Genomic DNA, 18,596 nt, shown 5'->3' on the forward strand with positions numbered 1-18,596 from the left:
TAAACCGCACCTCCGGGACCGTCACCCTATTGATGCTCGGACAGCCGGTGATTCTGGAAAAACTCCCAAATCAGGTCCGTTGCCGGCAGACTGGGGGTATCGCGTCCGGTGCCCATACCCTCCGGGGCGCCGGGCCAGGAATGCCCACCGCCGTCGATCCGATACTGCTGAACCTCCGAACCGTTGCGGCACCCGTCGGCGAACACCCGGTGCTCGACGCCATCCACGGGCTCATCCACCTCGGCCTCGTGGGAACACTGGTCACGGGCCACCCACTGATCGATGTATTCCGGCACGGAGATGTACTCCCCACCCTTGCCGTTGCCGCCCTCGTACTTCATGGTGGGATCGCCCGTGCCGTGGAATTCCATGATCGGCACCGCTCCCGCGGTGTTGCAGCCGGCCCGCGTCCCGCCGTAGTACGCACCAGAGACCGAGGCGAAGGCGGCGAAGCGGTCGGACATGCGGCAAGCCAACAAGCTCGCGAACCCGCCTCCGTTGGACATGCCCGCCGCGTACACGCGGTCGGTATCCACGCAGAGGTCGGACTCGACCTTGTCCAGCACCTCACCGGTGAACTTCACGTCGTCGGCGTCCGATGCGTAACTGGCGCCTTGCCACGCGGCCCCCTTGCTTCCCGTGAGGCCCTGGGGATATACCGCAATTGCCGGTTTATCCGAAAAGCCGGTGAGCTTTTCCATCTGGTCGGACGTCCGGCCGCGGCCGTGGAAGGCCATCACGACGGGTGTGGGCGTATCGGCCGAATAGTCCTTCGGCACACTGACCAGGTACGACCGATCGCGCCCCGCAGAGGTCAGGTGCACGGTCGTGGACGACCCTGGCTCGAGCCGATTGGCTCCGCACCCGGATCCGGACGAAGAGCTCGAGGCCCCCGAGCTGGACGACGCCCCGGAGCCCCCTTCGCTCCCCGTGGACGAGCCACACGCGGTCAACCCCAAGGTCAAAATTGCCACCGCTACGACGGCACCGAACGATCTCTTCATGGACCTCACGACCTCACAGATGTGCTGGCGATTGTTGTGCGAACTACCTCGAGTAGTAGCACGGATAGTGATCCACGTCATTCATGAAAGCGAGTTTCGCTAGGCATTTCGGTCGTGACCGGCGAATTTCACCCTGAGCTCAATGCACTAGACTCGTTCCGTAGCGGCGTCGCTTCGCCCCCATCGTGGGGCAGAAGGGGCGCCACCATTGTTGAGGCGGCTGATCGAACCACTCGACCGTCGCGCGCACGGGAAACGCGCGGACGATCTCGATCTCAGGCACCTACCCCATCGATCACGAGAGTATCTACGGATTTTCAAGAATGACTTCTGAGAACACCGCGGCTCCGAGCCGCCCGCACCGCCCCACCAACGGTTTCGACCGTTACTTCAAAATCACGGAACGGGGTTCCACCCTGGGCACGGAGGTGCGCGGCGGATTCGCGACCTTCTTCGCCATGAGTTACATCGTGGTCCTGAACCCGCTGGTCCTCGGCCTGATCGCCGACGCCAACGGTTCCGAACTGGGCCTCGCCCGGGTGGCCGCGACCACCTCACTGGTCTCGGGGGTCATGACGATCCTCATGGGGGCGATCGCCAATCACCCCTTCGCGATGTCCGCCGGCCTCGGCGTCAACGCGTTTCTCGCGGCGACGATCTCCACGACGCCCAACCTGACCTGGCCCGATCTGATGGGTCTGGTCGTGTGGGCCGGCATCATCATGTTCCTGCTGGTGCTCACGGGATTCCGAACCGCGGTCTTCAACGCAGTGCCGCAGTCGCTCAAGACCGCGATTGTGGTCGGCATCGGCCTGTTCATCTCGCTCATCGGCTTCGTCAACGCGGGCTTCATCCGTCGCATGCCCGACTCCGGCGGGACCACGGTTCCGGTCTCCTTCGGGATTAACGGCGACCTCGTCGGGTGGCCGATCCTCGTGTTCATCGTCGGCCTGTTCCTGACCATCGCCCTGATGATCCGCAATGTTCGCGGCGCAATCCTGATTGGAGTGATCGTCTCGACCATTCTCTCGGTGATTCTCGAGGCCGTGACCCCGTCCGGTTCCTCGACGGATCACCCCACCGGGTGGTCCCTGGTCGCCCCCGAGATGCCCCACCAGTGGATCGGCCTGCCCGATCTGTCTCTACTCGGGCACTTCAACCTCTTCGGCGCCTTTCAGAGCCTCGGCGGAATGGCCGCGACCCTCATGGTCTTCGCGATCCTGCTCTCGGTGTTCTTCGACGCGATGGGCACCTCCGTAGGGTTGGCCACCGAGGCCCACAACGTCACCCCGGACGGCAAGATCCCCGCGATTAATCGCGTCCTGGCGGTGGACGCGCTCGGCTCCGTGGCCGGAGGCACCGGCTCGGCATCTTCCTCGCAGATCTTCGTCGAATCGGCCACCGGCATCGGCGAGGGGGCGCGCACGGGCTTCTCGGTGATCATCACCGGCATCATGTTCCTGCTGGCGATGTTCATCTCGCCGCTGGTCAACATCGTCCCGTTCGAGGCCGTCGCCCCGGCCCTCGTGGTCGTGGGGTTCCTCATGGTGCGCCAGGCCGTTCACGTCCAGTGGGACGACTGGGGCCTGGGCATTCCCGCCTTCCTGACCATCGCGATGATGCCGTTCACCTACTCGATCGCCGACGGCATCGGCGCCGGCTTCGTGTCCTACACCTTCATCCGCTTGGTCCAGGGGCGCGGAAAAGACGTGCATCCGTTGATGTACGTGGTCTCCGTCGCTTTCGTCCTGTACTTCGGAATGGGCATCATTCAGGGCTGGACGAACTGACCCGTGGCATCACTGAGCGACGACTCCCGCTGCCCGTGCGGCACGGGTGAGGTCTTCGGGAACTGCTGCGCCCCGGTCCTTCGCGGCAAGCCCGCCCCCACCGCCGAGGCCCTCATGCGGTCGCGGTTCACGGCTTTCGCGGTCTCCGACGCGGCGCACCTGCTCGCGACGTGGCACCCGAGCACCCGCCCGGGCACGCTCGACCTGGACGAATCCGTGCTGTGGCAACGCCTCGACATCCTCGCAACCTCGGGTGGCCCGTTCGACGACGCCGCCCGCGTCGAATTCGCGGCGCACTACCGCTCCCGCCCGGGCACTCCGCCCGAGGAACGCGTCCGTGGGGTCCAGCGGGAGAACAGCCGCTTCGTGCGAGAGTCCGGTCGCTGGTACTACGTGGACGGCGCCTGAGAGACCACGACCAGGTCTGCCGCGGGGTGGCCGAGAGCCCTCGGACCAGACCAGATGGCGCGCAAGACCCTTTTGAGTCGTAGCCCTTCCACCGGCACCTCGACCAGGGCGCCCTGCGCCAAGAGGTCCCCGACCGCCAACCTGCTGATCACCGTGGGCCCCGCACCCGAGAGCACCGCGACCCTGACGGCCGCGTTGCTGCCCAATTCGAGCAACGGCACGGCCGGTCCGCGTTCCCCGAGAGCTCGGTCGAGCGTGGTCCGCGTGCCCGAGCCGGCTTCCCGCATGACGAGCGGGGTTGCGGCGAATTCCTCGAGCGCGACCGCCTCCGCGCGATCGGCCCAATCGTGGCCGGGCGGAACGACCGTCACGAGCTCGTCGTGCGTGACGACCGCGTGGTGCATCCCGCCCGGCACCTCGGGGCTCTCGACGAAGCCCAGCTGCGCGTGCCCCGCAAAGACCTCCTCGGCGGCCTTTTCCGAGTTGACCACCCGGATGTCGACCTGAACGTCCTGCTGAACACGCAACTCGGCAATCCATCGCGGCAGCAGATGCTCGGCCACGGTTTGAGACGCCACGACGCGGAGATTCTGCTCGTTCGACACCAGTCGTTCGGCACCTTGCATCAGGACCTCCGCCGCCGACAGAACATCGCGCGCCCACTCGACGACCACTAGGCCCTTCGGCGTCACAGCGGCGCCTCGCGTCGAACGGACGAGCAGCGCAAAACCCAGGCGTCGTTCCAAACGCGAAATGGACCGGCTGGCGTTCGGCTGGGCCACGCCGATGTGCCGTGCCCCGGCGGACAGGCTGCCGTGGTCGGCCACGGCCACGAGAACTTCCAACGTCGTCATATCCGGCCACCGATCCATATGCACAGGATATATCCGTATGCGGGATCGTCGTCTACCAGAGGAAACCCCGCGGCAGAATAATCGTTCCTATGGAAACCCTGACGCCGACCCCCACCGCGCACACCCCTCCCCGTACCCAGCAACCTCCCCTGCCGGGGGCCGGGCCCGCCTGGTACGGATCGGTCATGGGCACCGGGATCTTGTCGACCCTCACCGAAAAGATCTCCGGCCAGGTTCCCGTCGGGCACGGGGCGGCCGTGGTTCTCTGCGCACTGAGCTGGGCCCTGCTGGTGGGAATCACGGTCGGTTTTGCCGTGCGGATCGTGCGCCGGCCGCGGGTTTTCATCGATTCGCTCACGGACGGTGCGGTCGCCCCGATGTGGGGCATGGTGTCGATGGGAATCCTGTCGGTGGGCTCGGCAACCCTCACCGTGGCACCGGCCGGTGACGCCGGTTTCACCCGGTCGGCCGGGCTACTCGACGGCCTCCTGTGGAGCATCGGAACGTTCATCGGCATCGTCTCGGCCGTCGGGTTCGGGGCCCGCCTCATCGGGAGCGATATCGGGGCCCCAACCACGGTGTGGGGCCTGGCCGTGGTGGCGCCCATGGTGTCCGCGACCACCGGCGCGGCCCTCGTCCCCACCATCGACGGCGTCGGCGCCCAACTGTGGTTGCTCACCGGAGTCTCCGCTTGCTTTTTCCTCTCCCTGTTCGTCGGCGCGATCGTTTTCATCACCGCGTATCACCACCACTGGACGGTGCGCGGCATTCCCCTGGCGGCATCCGCGTCGGCCTGGATCCCGCTGGGCATGGTCGGGCAGTCCACCGCGGCGGCGCAGTCCATCGCCACGCAGTCGAAACAGTTCGTGATTCCCGGTGCCGCGGAGGCCGTGCAGGCCGCGGCAAACACCTACGGATTCGTCATGCTCGCGCTCGGCATTCCCCTGATCTGCTGGGCCGTGCTCGTGACCGCCCGCGGATTCGCCGGTCGCATGCCCTTCACGCCGGGGTGGTGGGCCATGACCTTCCCCATCGGAACCTTGTCCCTCGGCACCTACCTGCTGGGCACCGGCAGCGGCCTGGCCTTCTTCCACGTCGTCGGGGTGGGGCTGTGCCTCGTGCTGGTATGCACGTGGCTGTTGTGTTCCGCCTCTTCCGTCAAGGCCATTCGACGGGAAATGGCACACTAACCCCATGACTAGCCGCCATATCAGCCTGATCGCACGCGCCGACGCGGATACCGTGTACCGGTTCGCCGCCGATCCCCGGAACCTGCCGGCGTGGGCCTCCGGGCTCGCCCGCGCCGACGTCCGGGTCGCCGGGGAGTCACTCTGGGCCGACTCCCCGATGGGTACGGTCAAGGTGACCTTTGCCCCTCGGAACGCATTCGGCGTGCTCGACCACGACGTCGAGTTACCGTCCGGGGCCGTCGTGAACAACCCCCTGCGCGTGATCCGGCATCCGGAAGGGGCCGAGATCGTCTTCACCGTGCGGCAGCTCGAGATGACCGACGAGGACTTCGAGCGGGACTGTCAGACCGTGCGCGAGGACCTCGGGAGGCTCCGGGATCTCGTGGAGGAACACAACCGATAAGGCTCCTAGCGAGCTACCCGGCGGGATGCCTCAGCCGGCATCCGACCTCGGCGCGAAACCCGCGGCGAAGGCCCTGGTCCAGGCCTCGTCCTTATATTGCGCCGGGACCGCGCCGCCCAGCAGGTCGCGGGTCAGCTGTGCGGCCTCCGGGTCCAAGGCACCGGGGAACGGGGTGTCCGAGGCCAGAAGGATCACGTTGCCGTAACGACGCCCCTTGAGCATCGGCGGGTCGGCGATGCACGCGACGTGCGCAAAGACCTCGGTCATACCGGCGATCTCCGCCTTGGCGCCACGCAGTTCCCGGGTATCGCCGCAATTGGCCACATACAGTCCGCCCGGCGCGAGCGAGCGGTGGGCGTGGCGAAAAAATTCCACCGTGGTCAGCGGCTCGGGCGTCACGGCGCCGGAAAATACGTCCCGAATGATCACGTCCCGCGAGGCGTCCACGAACGATTCGGTCACGGCCCGGGCCTCGCCCACGCGGATCTTCACCGTCGGCGCGCGCGGGATGTCGAACCATTCCCGCACGTAGTCGGCGAGCTTGCCGTCCAACTCGACCACGGTGTGGCGGCTCCTCGGGTAGGTCGCGGCGAAGTAACGCGGCATCGAGCAGGCTCCCCCGCCCAGATGCGTCACGCGGAGCCGTTCGGGGTCGAGGTGGGCGCCGACGAAGTGTTCGACGCCCGCGGCGATCCATCGCATGTACTCGAAGGCCAGTTCCCGGGGCTCGCCCACGATCACGTGGCTGGATTGCACGTCGTTGATGCGAAGCAACCACGCCCCGGGATGGAAGGTGTCCTTTTCGAGCTCGGCGGTCCCGCTGTCGATCTCGTAGACGCCCTCGGACAGGGCGACGCCCCCGGACTCCGTCGAGTTCGGGGGCGTCGCCTGCCGTCGGTTCTTCTTCTTGCTCACGGCTCCACCCTAGCGGCCGTTCCCGAGGCCGTGGGCGTCAGTGCTCCTCGGTATCCTTCGAGTCCGTGAGGGTCCGGACTCCGATGAAGGACATGACGACCGCGGCGGCCGCCAGGATCCAGAAGGAGACGCGCGTTCCGTGGACGAATCCAGCAACCGTCGCGGGATCCCAGGCGCCCTGCGGCAACATGGTCCCCACAGCAGCGGCCATCACGGTTCCCACGACGGCCACGCCCACGGAGTTGCCGAGTTCCTGGGCGGTGTCGTTCATCGCGGAACCGATCGAGGTGTGCGTCTCCGGCAGGGCCCCGACCAGGGCCACGGCGCCCGTCGTCATGATGGTCCGCATGCCCATGGTCATGATGAGCATGCCGATCGCGCACCAGAGGTAACCGTGGCCCACGGCGTAGATCCAGATGAGCAGGCTGCCGATCACGAAGGCGGCGCCGACCATCGAGGTCTTGCGGTGACCCAAGCTGGCCACCATGCGGTCGACGAACGGGCCCGCGCCCAGCATGCCGATGACGAACGGCAGGTTGGCGAGTCCGGCCATCATCGGGGACCATCCCCAGGCGAACTGGTAGAGCTGGGTCGAGACGAACATGACGCCGGCCATCGCGACCATCACGCCGGTCTGCAGAATGGCCGAGCCGCGGACGGTCGGGATCGCGAGGAGGGTCAGATCCAGCATCGGGTCCTTCGCGGTCTTCTCGCGCCAGATGAAGGCGAGCAGACAGACGATGCCGCCGACGAGCACGCCGATCGTGATTGGGCTGCCCCAGCCGTTCTCCGTGCCCGAGGTGAACGAGTACAGGATCAGGCCGAGGGCACCCACGGAGAAGATACCGCCGGGGATGTCGGTACCGCCGCGACGTCGATCCGCGGGATCGTCCTTCGAGAGACCGAAGCGGACGCCGACCCACGCGATGAGCGCCATCGGCGCGTTCAGAACGAGGAGGGCCTGCCAGGGCCAGTGCTCGACGGCGAGACCGGCTAGCGTCGGGCCGACCGCGAAGCCGCTCATCGAGACCACCATGATCAGGCCGATGGCTTTATTGCGCAGGTCGTCCCGGTCGAAGAGCCGGAAGATGAGGGACATGGTCAGCGGGGCCATCAGCGCCGCGAAGGCGCCCGAAACGGCCCGCACGGCGATCAGCTGCCCCGGGGTCTGCACCAGCAGAACCGCGAGCCCGGCGAGGCCGAAGAGGGCCAGCCCTGTCAGCAGCGTCCGACGCCGCCCGAGCTTATCGCCCAGGGTTCCGCCGACCATGAGCAGGCCGCCGAAGGTCAGGGAATAGGCGCCGACGATCCACTGGAGATCCGTGGGGCCGGCGTGCAAGTCGCGCCCCACGGAGGGCAGGGCGACGTTGAGGATCGAGTTGTCGACCATTTCGACCAACATCGCGAGGCACAACCCCAGCAGCGCCGGCCAAGCCGCGCCCAGGGACTGCGGCTTCGTGGAGGCCCGCGGCGGGGCCTCCGGGGTGAGGGATTCGGAGAGTGACATGAGAAAACCTTTCGTCTGTATCGAACGCCGTCCGGTCAATGGAACACCGTTCGAGTTATCGAACTATGTTCGAGAATAGAACGCTGTTTGATAAGGCGCAACTGTCTGCGTAGATTTTCTGTCATGACCCAGCCCACTCCCCGTCGCCCATCCCGCCCCCGTACACCGGAAGATCGCGCAGCGATGCGGGAGGAACGCCTCCGGTCCATTCGCGAGAACGGACAGCGAGACGACCGATCGCCGGATGCGCGACGTCGCCCCGCACCGGGCGGCGGACGGGGGCGCGGGCGCGGTGGACGGGCGCGCACCACCCTCTCCCTCGAGGCGATCCTGGAGGCGGCGATCTCGACCCTGGATCGCGAGGGTGCCGAGAAGCTGACCCTTCGCGGTCTCGCGGCCGAGCTTCAGAGCGGCGCCGCGAGCCTCTACTGGTACGCGTCGGGCAAGGAAGAGCTCCTCGCCCTGGCCTCCAACGAGCTGCTGGGACGCGCACTGGCGGAGGACGAGCACCTTCAGCGCCTCGGCCACAACGCCCCCAGCGGGTTCTCCGAGCACGAACCGCTCTCGCCGGACGCACGCACCAGCGCGGAATCGGCCCACGCCCTGGTGAACCTGCGCCGCATGGTGCTGTGCCTCATGGAACAGATGTTGGAACATCGCTGGCTCGCCCACCAGCTCCTGAAGTCCGGTCCCGACCAAGAGAATTCGTTGATGTTCTGGGAAAAGATCGGCCAGCAACTCATGCACATGGAGCTGACCCTCAGCGAGCGATTCCATGCCTCGTTGGCCCTGGTCAACTACGCCTCCGGGATGGGCGCCGAGGTGTCTCAGCGCGACGTCTACGAGGATCAGGAGGTGGAAAAGGAGCTGTTCGACGAGCAGGTGGCCGAATGGAGCCACTCGGACCCCGCCCGATACCCGTTCGTCCATTCGGTTCTCGGGGAATTCCGGCACCACGACGACCGCTCCGAACTGGTCGCCGGCCTGGACCTCCTCCTGCTCGGGCTCGAACGGCAGACCTGGTCGTAGCCCGCGCTTAGTGAGACAATTTTCGGAGATTGTCTCAATAAGAATCTTAATGAGACAATTGCACCTCACCTCAGAGGAGAATCGATGTCTCAACTCTCCTGGCCGGCCTTGAGCTTTCGAGAACAGCAGTGGTTTCACCGGGACCCCATGTCTAGCCGCCGGGCGACCCGCCGCAACACCGGAACCTTCCGGGCCGCCGTCGTGCCCCATATTCGAGACCTCACGCCGTCCGTATCCGCCGAGCTACAAGCCGCAACCGTGCGCATGTCGGATCGGTTGCGCGATTTCGACCGCGAGTCACGGCACCTGGATTCTCTGCCCTTTGCCGCAATTCTCCTTCGCGGGGAATCTGTCAGCAGCTCTCAGATCGAGAACATCACGGTGCGTGCCCGAAAACTCTCCCTCGCTACCCTGGGCGTGTCCTCCGCGCCCAACGCCAACCTGGTGGCCCGCAATGTTCGGGCGATGCAGGCGGCGCTAGCGGCCTCGGACCACCTGACCACCGAGTCCATCCTGGCGATGCATCGAGAACTGACCGAGGGTATCCCCGGAGATTCCGGAATGCTCCGTCGGGAATGGGTCTGGATCGCGGGCGAATCCCCCGTGACCGCCGATCACGTCGGACCTCACTGGGACGACCTGCCAGACCTCATGCGCGACCTCGTTGCCTTCATGGATCGTCGCGACATCGACCCGCTGGTTCAGGCAGCAATAGCCCACGCACAATTCGAGATCATCCATCCCTTCACCGACGGAAATGGACGGACCGGCAGGGCCTTGGTCTCGTCGCTGCTCCGCGCCCGAGGCGTGACCCAGCACGTGACCGTCCCCCTGTCCTCGGGCCTATTGCACGGGAAGTCACGCTATGTGGAGGCCTTGACGGATTATCGCTCGGGCACGCTCGAATCGATCGTGAGTTGCTTCGTCTCCGCGTGTGAGAGCGCCCTGGCCAGCACGGCGATCCTGCACGCGGACGTCGCCGCGTTCCACCGAGAGGTGCTGGCCTCACGGCAACGCGTCACCCGCTCGTTGCGTGCGATAGCGGACCTTTGTTGCGCCGAGCCAGCCTTCACAGGCCGAATGGTGGAAGACCTCGCACATGTCAGCAAGCCGACCGCGTACCGCACCGTGCAGGAACTCGTCGAGCGCGGGTTGCTTCGGGAGGAGAACGCCAAGGTTTCCGGCTCCACGGTGTGGACCGCACCGCGGATCCTTCGCGCCCTAGACGACTTCGCCGAACGCGCCGGTCGCAGGGCTTCCGAGTGAGCGGACCCGGCTAGAGGCCACGGACCATGCGCCCGGTCGTCGACGGCGCCCACGTCCCCTGGGTCGGGAAGTCCTCGCCCAACCCGTGAAAGCCGTGCCTGCGGTAGAACCGTTCGGCGCCGTCGTTGCCGTTGATGAGCCAGAGAAACGCGGGCGAGTCTTCGGGCAGGACCTCCCGGAGGAGCTCCGAGCCAAGCCCTTCGCCCTGGGCCTCCGGCAGAACATACAGATTCACCAGTTGCCTGGCCCCGGATTCGACGGCCCCGGAAACGGGGAGCGCGCCGATCTCGCGCTCCCACGCCTCGAGCGGACCCGCGTCGATCGTCAGGGCGATGCCCACGGGCCGGGTCCACAGGTCGGGGTCCGCCCCGACGCCGCAGCAGCCGAAATCGTTGGTCTCCTCGAACTGAGGGTTGGACCAGGCGATGACCGCTCGCGCGTCGGAACGTCGCAGGTAGTCCCGGTCCTCGTCGCTCACGGAGCCGGCCTCCGCGCGAATCCTCGTCGCGAAGTCCTCGCCGATGAGTTCCCGGTACGAGGCCGCCAACGCCTTGACGTGGACCTGCGAATACGCGGATCCCTCCGACGGCCCGACCGCGGTCAGCGCATACTTACCATCGCAAACAAAACTCACGCCTCGGACTCGATGGCTTTCTCGAGCCGTTCCAGCTTTCCGGTGAGTTCCCCCTCGTAGCCGGGGCGGATATCCGCCTTCAGCACGAGCGCGACGCGCGTCCCGTATTTCCCGACGGCCTCGGTCGCGCGCTTGATGACGTCCATGCACTCGTCCCAATCGCCCTCGATCGTGGTGAACATCGCGTCGGTTCGATTCGGCAGGCCGGACTCCCGGACGATCTTCACGGCATCGGCGACGGCGTCGTGGACGGAGGCATCCGGGGCATCTCCACCGGAGGGGGCAACAGAGAAAGCAAATAACATGCCTCCAGCATGCCACCGTCCCCGCGAGACGGCACCCCACCCAACGCCACGATTCCCTACCGGTTCACACGTCGGCCTCAGCCTTTCCGCAGGCAAACTGCATAAAATTTGTATCTCGAGCACCCGACCGCGACCGGCGACCCCCACGCCGAGGCCCGCGTCGGTCGACTCTCATCGTGCGACGTCGCACCGGACCTGCCCGGCGCCAGCACCACGCGCCTTCCCTCCCCACACCCCAAGGAACCACCATGCCCCACAACCACCAGCGCGACCCGCACGCACCGACGACCGAACCGATGGCCGCCGCGCCCGCCGCGAGTGCGCCGACGGGATTCCGCATCCGGTGGACGCGAGTGACCATCGTGCTCGCGGTGGCCTTGCTGCTCGCCCTGGGAGGCATCGCCTTCGCGGCCTTCCAACACCTTCACCACAACATCAAGACCACCCAGGTCCAGGGGCTCACCAACGCCTCGGATACCAAGGGGGCCATGAACGTGCTCATCATCGGCTCCGATGAACGCGACGGTTCCATCGAAGCAGGCGAGGCCGAGGGGCGACGCAGCGACTCGATCCTGGTGGCCCACGTCAATTCCGCCCACGACAAGGTCACCGGCATCCAGATTCCCCGCGACACCATGGTCCTTCCCCCGCAGGGCTCGACCGCGTACGCGACCGCTCCCAACGTTCCGGTGCAGATCAATTCCCTTCTCGCCGACGGCGACTCGCAACTCATCGAGGCCGTCTCGACCCTCACCGGACTGGGGATCAACCACTACGTGGACGTCAACTTCGGTGGATTCATCTCCATCGTCGACGCCCTCGGCGGCATCGACATGAATCTCCCCGAGGCCCTCAAGGACCCGGACGCCAATCTCGACCTCCCCGCCGGGCAACAGACGCTCAACGGGACACAGGCCCTCGCGATGGCCCGGGAACGCCACGCGATCGGCGACGGCAGCGACCTCGCCCGCATCGGGAATCAGCAGACCGTCATGAAGGCCATCCTGGACAAGGCCCAGAGCTCGTCCACGCTGTCGAACCCGGTCAAGCTCTATTCGTTCCTGAATCAGTCCTCGTCCTCCATCATGGTCGACGACGGCCTGAAGTCCTCCGCGCAGTTCCTGGGCTTCATCCGGACCTTCACCCAGGTCCCCCGGGACCAAATCTCCTTCGAACAACTTCCGGTGGAGCCCTACCCCTGGGACACCAACCGGGTGCAACTCTCGGACGAGGGCGCGGCACGACTGGCCGAGATCGCGAAGAGCTGATCCGCCCCGTGATCGTCGGGCCCCCTCGAGTGCTCGGCGCCACGTATCCTCGGAATCGAGGTCCGCTTAAAATCGACGGAGAGGCAGCGACGCTGTCCCGAGCTACTGAGCGTAAGGACGATTCATGACGACCGGTATTTTCCTCGATGCGATGACCCCACGGGCCGGAAAGACCCTCGTGGCCCTCGGCCTGGCCGACTCCCTGATCCGCCGGGCGGACTCGGTCGGGTATTTCCGACCCGTTTTCGAGACCGATACCGCCGACACCGATCCCCGCATCCGGCTGATGAGGGAGACCTTCGACCTGGACGAGTCCTCCGCCCGGGGCGGAGTGTGCCTGGCTCAATGCCGCGAGATCCTCGCCTCGGGAGATATCAGCGAACTGCTCAACATCTCGCTGAACATCTATTCCGAGATGATCCAGAAGTACGACGCCGTGATCGTGGACGGCACGGATCTGCTCGCCCACAACGCCGCGACCGCCGAATTCGATCTCAACGCCCGGCTGGCCAACACCATGAGCTGCTCGGTGCTGGCCGTCATCTCGGGCGCGGAGGCCGAGTCGGTCGAGGACATCGTCAACGCCGTCGAGGTCACCCGGGCCGAGCTGCACGCGGCCAAGACGGACCTGCTCGGCATCATCGTCAATCGCGTGGATCCGGAGGTCGCCGGCGACGTCGAGGCCCGCATTCCCGCCGGCCGACGCGGCGGCCACGTATACGTTCTCCCCGAGACCCCCGCGATCTCGCAGCCGACGGTCGCGGAGGTCGTCCACGACCTGGAACTGGATGCCTCGGGCGTCAGCGCCTCCCTGGACCGAGACATCCAGGCCGTCAAGGTCGCGGCCATGACGGTCGGCAATTTCCTGGATCAGATGGCCGACGGCGACTTCGTCATCACGCCAGCGGACCGCTCCGACGTCGTCATGGCGACGCTGGCCTCAGCGCTGTCCCCCACGTTCCCCGTGCCGTCCGGCGTACTGCTCTCCGGCGACCTGCACATCAACGCCGCGACCCAGGCCCTCATCGGCTCGGCGCCCTTCCCCATCCTGCGGACCTCCGGGGACACCTACTCGGCCGCGCAGGCCGTCGGTGCCGTCCACGGTGAGCTGCGCGCCGGGGCGCCCCGCAAGATCGCCGCCGCGATGGGTGAGTGGTCCAAGCGGGTGGACGACAAGGAACTCCTCGGCCGCCTGGACCTTCCTCGTCCCGCGACCATGACCCCGCTGCGTTTCCTACACGAGTTGATCGAGACGGCACGCTCGAACCGGCGCCGGGTGGTCCTGCCCGAAGGCGAGGACGTGCGGATTCTCCGTGCCGCGGAGATCATCACGCGTCGCAACTTCTGCGATCTGACGATCCTCGGCGACGAGTCCAGCGTCCGCGAGCTGGCCCAGGCCGAAGGAATCGACCTCACGTTCACCGCCTCCGAAAACCCTCAACCTGGAGAGGTCCGGCTCATCGACCCGGCGACCTCGCCGCTTCGGGAGGAGTACGCCGCCGAATACGCCCGCGTGCGGGCCCACAAGGGCATCGATCTCGACCAGGCCCGCGAGCGCATGCTCGATGGCTCCTACTTTGGGACCATGATGGTTCAGCTCGGGCACGTGGACGGCATGGTCTCGGGTGCCGCTCACACCACCGCCAACACCATCCGGCCGGCCCTGGAATTCGTGAAGACCAAGGAGGGCGTTAAGGTCGTCTCGTCGGTGTTCTTCATGCTCCTCGAGGACCGCGCCCTGGTCTATGGTGACTGCGCGGTCAATCCGAATCCGGACGCCGAACAGCTCGCCGACATCGCCCTGGCCAGCGCCCGGACGGCCCGCGAATTCGGCGTCGACCCCCGCGTCGCGATGCTCTCGTACTCCACGGGTGGCTCCGGATCGGGCGAGGACGTCGACCGCGTCCGGGAGGCCACCGAGCTGGTCCGCGCATCGCAACCGGACTTCGCCGTCGAGGGCCCCATCCAGTACGACGCCGCGACCAATGCCTCGATCGCCAAATCCAAGCTCCCGGATTCGCAGGTCGCGGGCCGGGCCACGGTTTTCGTCTTCCCGGACCTCAACACGGGCAACAACACCTATAAGGCCGTGCAGCAGTCCTCCGGCGCGGTCGCGGTGGGCCCGGTGCTCCAGGGGCTGCGCAAGCCGGTCAACGACCTCTCGCGCGGTTGCACCGTGGACGACATCGTCAACACGGTGGCCATCACGGCCATTCAGGCCCAGGCGCAGTAGGCCAGCGGATGCGGTAAGCCAGCAGGCCCCGCGGAGAGCGCCCGACCGCTCTCCGCGGGGCCTTTTCGCTGCCCGCCACCTCCCGAGGGAGGAAACAGCAGGGTCCATGACGTCATGTTTCGGTCACATTATTTAAGTCTTGAACCAAAGACGCCGCGCAAGGTTACTATCGAGTATCGACCGTGCGACGCCCGGGCCACGAGACCCCGACCGCCGCAAAACTCAACTCGACATAAGGTTTCATCACAATGTCTCTGGAGCTCACCCCCCCCCCGCGAAATTAAGCGACGAACGTTAGTCAAGGGGGCCTCATGGTCCGTGCCCATCACCGTGGCCGCCTCGGGCGTACCGACGTACGCCACCTCGCGGCCGACGAAAGATCGGTGCACCCCCTTTGGAGTGATCGTGGCCGCGCCGTGGTTCAGCTCGTGGCCCGCACAGGGGAACTTCACCGGCCAATCCGCCAAGGACTTGGAGTGGGCCGTGTACCCGACCTCCAACTGCACCGAACAGCCTCAAAGCTTCGGCTTCACCAACTCCTTCCCCAAGGTTCAGGCGGCCAATCCGCTCGCCACCTCCGGTGCGCGCAATGGCATGTGGCCGCCCGTCTATCCGGCCGGGGGCAATCCCGACGCCGACTATTCGTCCGTGGACGGCGTCAACGGCACCGGTCAAGGGCAACAGATCCGCGTTCTCGTCGAGAACATCGCCGGCGAGGTGAATTACCGCCCCACCCCCACCGGGAATGACCGGTACATCTTCCAGAACGGGCAAGGGGCCTACACGAGCAACGGCACGCGCGGTCAGGGAGCCAACGTTCCCATGATTCGCCTCAACGACGATTTCAAGGGAACCAATTCCCCGTACAGCCGCCTTTTCGGCTACCTGAAGTTCCCGGGAGCTCCAGAGCCGTCGAAGAGCACGCCGTGGACCTGGGCCTACGGCGAGCATTCCACGAACGCCGCCGGGCGCGACCAGTGGACCTGGACCATCGAACTGGCCAGCAACATCACCACCGGTCAGGCGGGCGCCTCGGTGGTCTCGTTCATGACCAGGATGCCGGCGGCAACCTTTGGTGACGAGAATCGAGCTTCTGGGGCGGTTATCCGCACTCAGTACAGGGTTGCGGTGACCTCTCCCTGGGGAACCGTGACGTACACGTCGGACGCCGTCTGACCGCAGGATCGGCCCTAGCCGAACCGCAAATTTCTTTCTCTCCAGGTGAGGGGCCGGCGGAATGCCGGCCCCTCACCGCATTCGAGCGGCCGGCCGCGGTCTTAGATAGGCTTGCAATATTGCTTCCGTGGGACATCCCGCCGGCCGCCCGCAAGCGGTCGGATGAGCGGAAGAATCGTCTCAAGACCTCGAGAAGGGTGCCGGAATCATGGCTCAGAAAATCATCGTCGTGGGAGCATCGGGGCTCATCGGCAGCACCGTGGCCCAGGCCCTGGAACAGCAGCAGCACGAGGTCATCCGCGCCTCACGCAGCAGCGGCGAGCGCGTCGACATGTCCGATCCGGCCTCGGTCCGGGACCTCTTCGAGCGCGTCGGCCCGGTCGACGCCGTGGTCAGTTGCGCCGGCGGCGCCCCGTTCAAGCACGTCACCGAGCTGACCGCGGAAGACTACATGGCCGGCCTGCGAGATAAGGCCATGGGCCAAATCAACATCGCGACCGAGGCCCTGAGCCGCCTGACCGACGGCGGATCCATCACCCTGATCTCCGGGGTCCTCACGACCGTCCCGATCCACGGCAGCGTCGCCTCGGCCGTGGCCAACGGCGCGGTCGAGTCCTACGTGCGAACCGCCGCGGCGGAGTTGCCCCGCGGCCTGCGGATCAACGCGGTCAGCCCGACGGTCCTGCGCGAGGCCACCGGTTACCACCCCTCGTTCCCGGGGTTCCGGCAGGTCCCCGCCTCCGACGTCGCCCAGGCCTTCGTGCGGTCGATCGAGGGCGTGCAGAGCGGGGAGATCTTCCCCGTCTGGGCCTAGCGAGCCGCTAGAGCCCGGGTTCCTTATTGCGGAGCTCCTCGGGAAAGCGATCGCGCTGGTAGGTCACGCCGGTGAATCCGTGCTCGAGCGGCGCGCCCTCGGCGTCGAGCCCCACGAACACGATCCGCTCGATCGACAGGATCGCGCGTCCGGTGATGATGTTCCGGACCTCGCACCTCATGGTCAGCGAGGTGCGGCCGAAAGCGATGGCCTGCAGCCCGATCTCGATGATGTCTCCCTTGGTGGCCGAGGAGACGAAATTGATCTCGGAGATGAACTTGGTGACGATGCGCTGATTGCCGAGCTGGATCATGGCGTAGACCACGGCCTCGTCGTCGATCCAGCGCAGGAGGCTTCCCCCGAAAAGCGTGCCGTTCGCATTGAGATCTTCCGGGCGCACCCATTTGCGGGTGTGGAAGTTCATGTCGTCAAAGGACCCCTGGGCCATTTCCGCCTGGTGGTGTGCCATGGTGATTCCCTCTCCACCCGATTCCGTTTCGATGAAACTCATCGTGACACGATGCCGCCGCCCGCTCCAGGCTTTGTCCTTACATGACGGCCCTGACGTGCCGCGACAGAGGGCCGTAGACTGTGAAGCACCCCACCCTAGGAGCGCAGCCCCATGAGCCGCAGCGACGTCGAATACATCGAGTTCCCCGGATTCCCCACCGCGGTGGTCCGCTTCCGCGAATACCCCATGCACGATATGCCGGCCGCGATGGACCGGGCCTTTTCCGCGCTGGGCCGCGCCATCGGAGAGGGCGCCTTCACCCCGACCGGCCCGGCCTTCGCCCGTCACGAGGTCAGGCCCAGCGATACCGCGACCTTTGAAGTCGGCTTCCCCGTGGACGCGCCGTTGCCGTCGAACACCACGATCAACGGCGTCGAGATCGTCAACTCCGAATTGCCGGCCTGCGCGACGCTAGCCACCACCAAGCACCACGGACCGTATGACGGACTCGCCGCCTCGTGGCAGGCCTTCATGGAGGCCATCGACGCCGACGGCAAGTCCCCGCTCCTGCCCTTCTGGGAGGCCTACGACACCGAGCCCGGCCCGGACGTGGACCCCGAAACCCTGATCACCGGTTTGGCAACCCCGGTCGAGGAGAAGTAGACGCCACCACGGCGGCCCGTCGGCGGTCAGCTCTTTCCGGCCAAGGCGTGCGACCGCACCAATTCGCTGAAACGGTCGACGTAGTCCTGGAGGAATTCGCGCGTGCTCTCGGCGTTTAACGCCCCCTCGTCGTCAAACAGTTCGGGGGAACGCCCCAGGAACACCTCCGGCTGGCCCAGGGTCGGCATGTCGAAGTAGGACAGAGCGAGCCGCAGGTTCTTCTGGGAGCTATACCCGCCCATCCGGCCGACCGAGTGGCTGAGGATTCCCACCGGAAGTCCGCGCCAGACGACGTCGTCGTTCGGCTTGGAACCGATATCAACCGCGTTCTTGAGGCAGGCGGGAATGGTCCGATTATTCTCCGGGGTCACGAAGAGCACCCCGGCGGATTCGTGGATCGTGCGGCGGAATTCGGTGTATTCGGCGGGTCGTTGCACATCCGGAACGCTCGGGTCGTCGTAATCGAAGTTGTACAGCGGAAGCTGCCCGATCTCGACGATGGAGGCCTCGATACCCTCTCCGAAGTATCCGATCACCTCCCGCGCGATCTTGCGGGCATAGGAACCCCTCCGCAGGCTTCCCACGATGATGCTGACCGAATGCGTCATGACGATTGATTCCTTATCTTCGCTCCAGCGAGCGATGGCAGGGGTGGCGGAAGTACGCCTGGGCGAACAATTTTGTTC

Annotated in this window: 19 protein-coding genes; 11 read left to right on the plus strand and 8 right to left on the minus strand. The window is 66.1% G+C overall.

The annotated features are described in order from the left end of the window. Nucleotides 1–26: 26 nt before the first annotated feature. The gene (locus CURSPS6_RS08985) at nucleotides 27–1,004 is read right to left on the minus strand and encodes an alpha/beta hydrolase family esterase (protein ID WP_160319787.1); all 978 of its coding nucleotides are present in this window, start codon (nucleotides 1,002–1,004) and stop codon (nucleotides 27–29) included. Between the two features lie 323 nt (nucleotides 1,005–1,327). Between CURSPS6_RS08985 and CURSPS6_RS08995 the strand changes: the two genes are divergently transcribed. Then, on the plus strand, nucleotides 1,328–2,794 hold the full coding sequence (locus CURSPS6_RS08995) for an NCS2 family permease (RefSeq protein WP_030015660.1): 1,467 nt from the start codon (nucleotides 1,328–1,330) through the stop codon (nucleotides 2,792–2,794). A gap of 3 nt (nucleotides 2,795–2,797) precedes the next feature. Then, nucleotides 2,798–3,202 (plus strand): YchJ family protein, encoded by a 405-nt coding sequence (locus CURSPS6_RS09000; protein ID WP_030015662.1) that lies wholly within the window; start codon nucleotides 2,798–2,800, stop codon nucleotides 3,200–3,202. Here CURSPS6_RS09000 and CURSPS6_RS09005 read toward each other — a convergent pair. Next, entirely contained in the window at nucleotides 3,184–4,074 is an 891-nt protein-coding gene (locus tag CURSPS6_RS09005) for a LysR family transcriptional regulator (protein WP_030015663.1), read from the minus strand. The genes CURSPS6_RS09000 and CURSPS6_RS09005 overlap by 19 nt on opposite strands. A 71-nt stretch (nucleotides 4,075–4,145) precedes the next feature. On the opposite strand from CURSPS6_RS09005, the gene CURSPS6_RS09010 reads away from it, so the two are divergent. Then, a complete protein-coding gene (locus tag CURSPS6_RS09010) occupies nucleotides 4,146–5,246 on the plus strand; it encodes a TDT family transporter (RefSeq protein ID WP_030015664.1) in 1,101 nt (366 codons plus the stop codon). Nucleotides 5,247–5,250: 4 nt separating this feature from the next. Continuing rightward, nucleotides 5,251–5,649, plus strand: a complete 399-nt coding sequence (locus CURSPS6_RS09015; protein ID WP_030015666.1) for a polyketide cyclase — start codon at nucleotides 5,251–5,253, stop codon at nucleotides 5,647–5,649. 30 nt (nucleotides 5,650–5,679) lie between these two features. Here CURSPS6_RS09015 and CURSPS6_RS09020 read toward each other — a convergent pair whose 3' ends face one another. Both CURSPS6_RS09020 and CURSPS6_RS09025 read right to left on the minus strand, forming a co-directional pair. Next, complete coding sequence (locus tag CURSPS6_RS09020; RefSeq protein WP_030015667.1) at nucleotides 5,680–6,564, minus strand: spermidine synthase; 885 nt, start codon at nucleotides 6,562–6,564, stop codon at nucleotides 5,680–5,682. Nucleotides 6,565–6,601: 37 nt separating this feature from the next. Further along, on the minus strand, nucleotides 6,602–8,071 hold the full coding sequence (locus CURSPS6_RS09025) for an MFS transporter (RefSeq protein WP_030015668.1): 1,470 nt from the start codon (nucleotides 8,069–8,071) through the stop codon (nucleotides 6,602–6,604). Nucleotides 8,072–8,194: 123 nt separating this feature from the next. On the opposite strand from CURSPS6_RS09025, the gene CURSPS6_RS09030 reads away from it, so the two are divergent. Both CURSPS6_RS09030 and CURSPS6_RS09035 read left to right on the plus strand, forming a co-directional pair. Next, nucleotides 8,195–9,100 (plus strand): TetR/AcrR family transcriptional regulator, encoded by a 906-nt coding sequence (locus CURSPS6_RS09030; protein ID WP_235503713.1) that lies wholly within the window; start codon nucleotides 8,195–8,197, stop codon nucleotides 9,098–9,100. An 84-nt stretch (nucleotides 9,101–9,184) separates the two neighbouring features. Then, nucleotides 9,185–10,366, plus strand: coding sequence for a Fic family protein (locus tag CURSPS6_RS09035; protein WP_030015671.1), 1,182 nt, complete (start codon nucleotides 9,185–9,187; stop codon nucleotides 10,364–10,366). 10 nt (nucleotides 10,367–10,376) lie between these two features. Here the strand turns inward: CURSPS6_RS09035 and CURSPS6_RS09040 are convergent, their stop codons facing one another. Together CURSPS6_RS09040 and CURSPS6_RS09045 are read right to left on the minus strand one after the other, a co-directional pair. Then, entirely contained in the window at nucleotides 10,377–11,000 is a 624-nt protein-coding gene (locus CURSPS6_RS09040; RefSeq protein WP_051687784.1) for a GNAT family N-acetyltransferase, read from the minus strand. Next, nucleotides 10,997–11,305, minus strand: coding sequence for a thiamine-binding protein (locus tag CURSPS6_RS09045; RefSeq protein ID WP_030015674.1), 309 nt, complete (start codon nucleotides 11,303–11,305; stop codon nucleotides 10,997–10,999). Before CURSPS6_RS09045 ends, CURSPS6_RS09040 begins: the two co-directional genes overlap by 4 nt. 248 nt (nucleotides 11,306–11,553) lie before the next feature. On the opposite strand from CURSPS6_RS09045, the gene CURSPS6_RS09050 reads away from it, so the two are divergent. The 4 genes from CURSPS6_RS09050 to CURSPS6_RS09065 all read left to right on the plus strand — a co-directional run bounded on the left by CURSPS6_RS09050 (nucleotide 11,554) and on the right by CURSPS6_RS09065 (nucleotide 16,796). Beyond that, a complete protein-coding gene (locus CURSPS6_RS09050) occupies nucleotides 11,554–12,573 on the plus strand; it encodes an LCP family protein (protein ID WP_051687785.1) in 1,020 nt (339 codons plus the stop codon). 124 nt (nucleotides 12,574–12,697) lie between these two features. Further along, the gene (gene pta / locus CURSPS6_RS09055) at nucleotides 12,698–14,806 is read left to right on the plus strand and encodes a phosphate acetyltransferase (RefSeq protein WP_030015676.1); all 2,109 of its coding nucleotides are present in this window, start codon (nucleotides 12,698–12,700) and stop codon (nucleotides 14,804–14,806) included. A 318-nt stretch (nucleotides 14,807–15,124) separates the two neighbouring features. Continuing rightward, a complete protein-coding gene (locus CURSPS6_RS09060) occupies nucleotides 15,125–15,982 on the plus strand; it encodes a hypothetical protein (RefSeq protein WP_030015677.1) in 858 nt (285 codons plus the stop codon). 208 nt (nucleotides 15,983–16,190) lie between these two features. After that, on the plus strand, nucleotides 16,191–16,796 hold the full coding sequence (locus tag CURSPS6_RS09065; protein WP_030015678.1) for a short chain dehydrogenase: 606 nt from the start codon (nucleotides 16,191–16,193) through the stop codon (nucleotides 16,794–16,796). Nucleotides 16,797–16,803: 7 nt separating this feature from the next. Here CURSPS6_RS09065 and CURSPS6_RS09070 read toward each other — a convergent pair whose 3' ends face one another. Beyond that, entirely contained in the window at nucleotides 16,804–17,265 is a 462-nt protein-coding gene (locus tag CURSPS6_RS09070) for an acyl-CoA thioesterase (protein ID WP_082470394.1), read from the minus strand. A gap of 153 nt (nucleotides 17,266–17,418) precedes the next feature. Here CURSPS6_RS09070 and CURSPS6_RS09075 point away from each other — a divergent pair, with 153 nt between their 5' ends. Beyond that, entirely contained in the window at nucleotides 17,419–17,910 is a 492-nt protein-coding gene (locus CURSPS6_RS09075) for a GyrI-like domain-containing protein (RefSeq protein WP_030015681.1), read from the plus strand. Between the two features lie 26 nt (nucleotides 17,911–17,936). Here the strand turns inward: CURSPS6_RS09075 and CURSPS6_RS09080 are convergent, their stop codons facing one another. Beyond that, the gene (locus tag CURSPS6_RS09080; protein ID WP_030015682.1) at nucleotides 17,937–18,518 is read right to left on the minus strand and encodes an NADPH-dependent FMN reductase; all 582 of its coding nucleotides are present in this window, start codon (nucleotides 18,516–18,518) and stop codon (nucleotides 17,937–17,939) included. Nucleotides 18,519–18,596 lie beyond the last annotated feature (78 nt).

Origin of the sequence: Curtobacterium sp. S6, assembly GCF_000710345.2 — a bacterium.
GTDB lineage: Bacteria > Actinomycetota > Actinomycetes > Actinomycetales > Micrococcaceae > Rothia.

Excerpts from the sequence above, each read along its gene's own strand:
- CURSPS6_RS08985 (WP_160319787.1), bottom strand. The coding sequence starts at position 1,004 with ATGAAGAGATCGTTCGGTGCCGTCGTAGCGGTGGCAATTTTGACCTTG.
- CURSPS6_RS08995 (WP_030015660.1), top strand. The coding sequence starts at position 1,328 with ATGACTTCTGAGAACACCGCGGCTCCGAGCCGCCCGCACCGCCCCACC.
- CURSPS6_RS09005 (WP_030015663.1), bottom strand. The coding sequence starts at position 4,074 with ATGGATCGGTGGCCGGATATGACGACGTTGGAAGTTCTCGTGGCCGTG.
- CURSPS6_RS09010 (WP_030015664.1), top strand. The coding sequence starts at position 4,146 with ATGGAAACCCTGACGCCGACCCCCACCGCGCACACCCCTCCCCGTACC.
- CURSPS6_RS09015 (WP_030015666.1), top strand. The coding sequence starts at position 5,251 with ATGACTAGCCGCCATATCAGCCTGATCGCACGCGCCGACGCGGATACC.
- CURSPS6_RS09025 (WP_030015668.1), bottom strand. The coding sequence starts at position 8,071 with ATGTCACTCTCCGAATCCCTCACCCCGGAGGCCCCGCCGCGGGCCTCC.
- CURSPS6_RS09030 (WP_235503713.1), top strand. The coding sequence starts at position 8,195 with ATGACCCAGCCCACTCCCCGTCGCCCATCCCGCCCCCGTACACCGGAA.
- CURSPS6_RS09035 (WP_030015671.1), top strand. The coding sequence starts at position 9,185 with ATGTCTCAACTCTCCTGGCCGGCCTTGAGCTTTCGAGAACAGCAGTGG.
- CURSPS6_RS09045 (WP_030015674.1), bottom strand. The coding sequence starts at position 11,305 with ATGTTATTTGCTTTCTCTGTTGCCCCCTCCGGTGGAGATGCCCCGGAT.
- CURSPS6_RS09050 (WP_051687785.1), top strand. The coding sequence starts at position 11,554 with ATGCCCCACAACCACCAGCGCGACCCGCACGCACCGACGACCGAACCG.
- pta (WP_030015676.1), top strand. The coding sequence starts at position 12,698 with ATGACGACCGGTATTTTCCTCGATGCGATGACCCCACGGGCCGGAAAG.
- CURSPS6_RS09065 (WP_030015678.1), top strand. The coding sequence starts at position 16,191 with ATGGCTCAGAAAATCATCGTCGTGGGAGCATCGGGGCTCATCGGCAGC.
- CURSPS6_RS09070 (WP_082470394.1), bottom strand. The coding sequence starts at position 17,265 with ATGGCACACCACCAGGCGGAAATGGCCCAGGGGTCCTTTGACGACATG.
- CURSPS6_RS09075 (WP_030015681.1), top strand. The coding sequence starts at position 17,419 with ATGAGCCGCAGCGACGTCGAATACATCGAGTTCCCCGGATTCCCCACC.
- CURSPS6_RS09080 (WP_030015682.1), bottom strand. The coding sequence starts at position 18,518 with ATGACGCATTCGGTCAGCATCATCGTGGGAAGCCTGCGGAGGGGTTCC.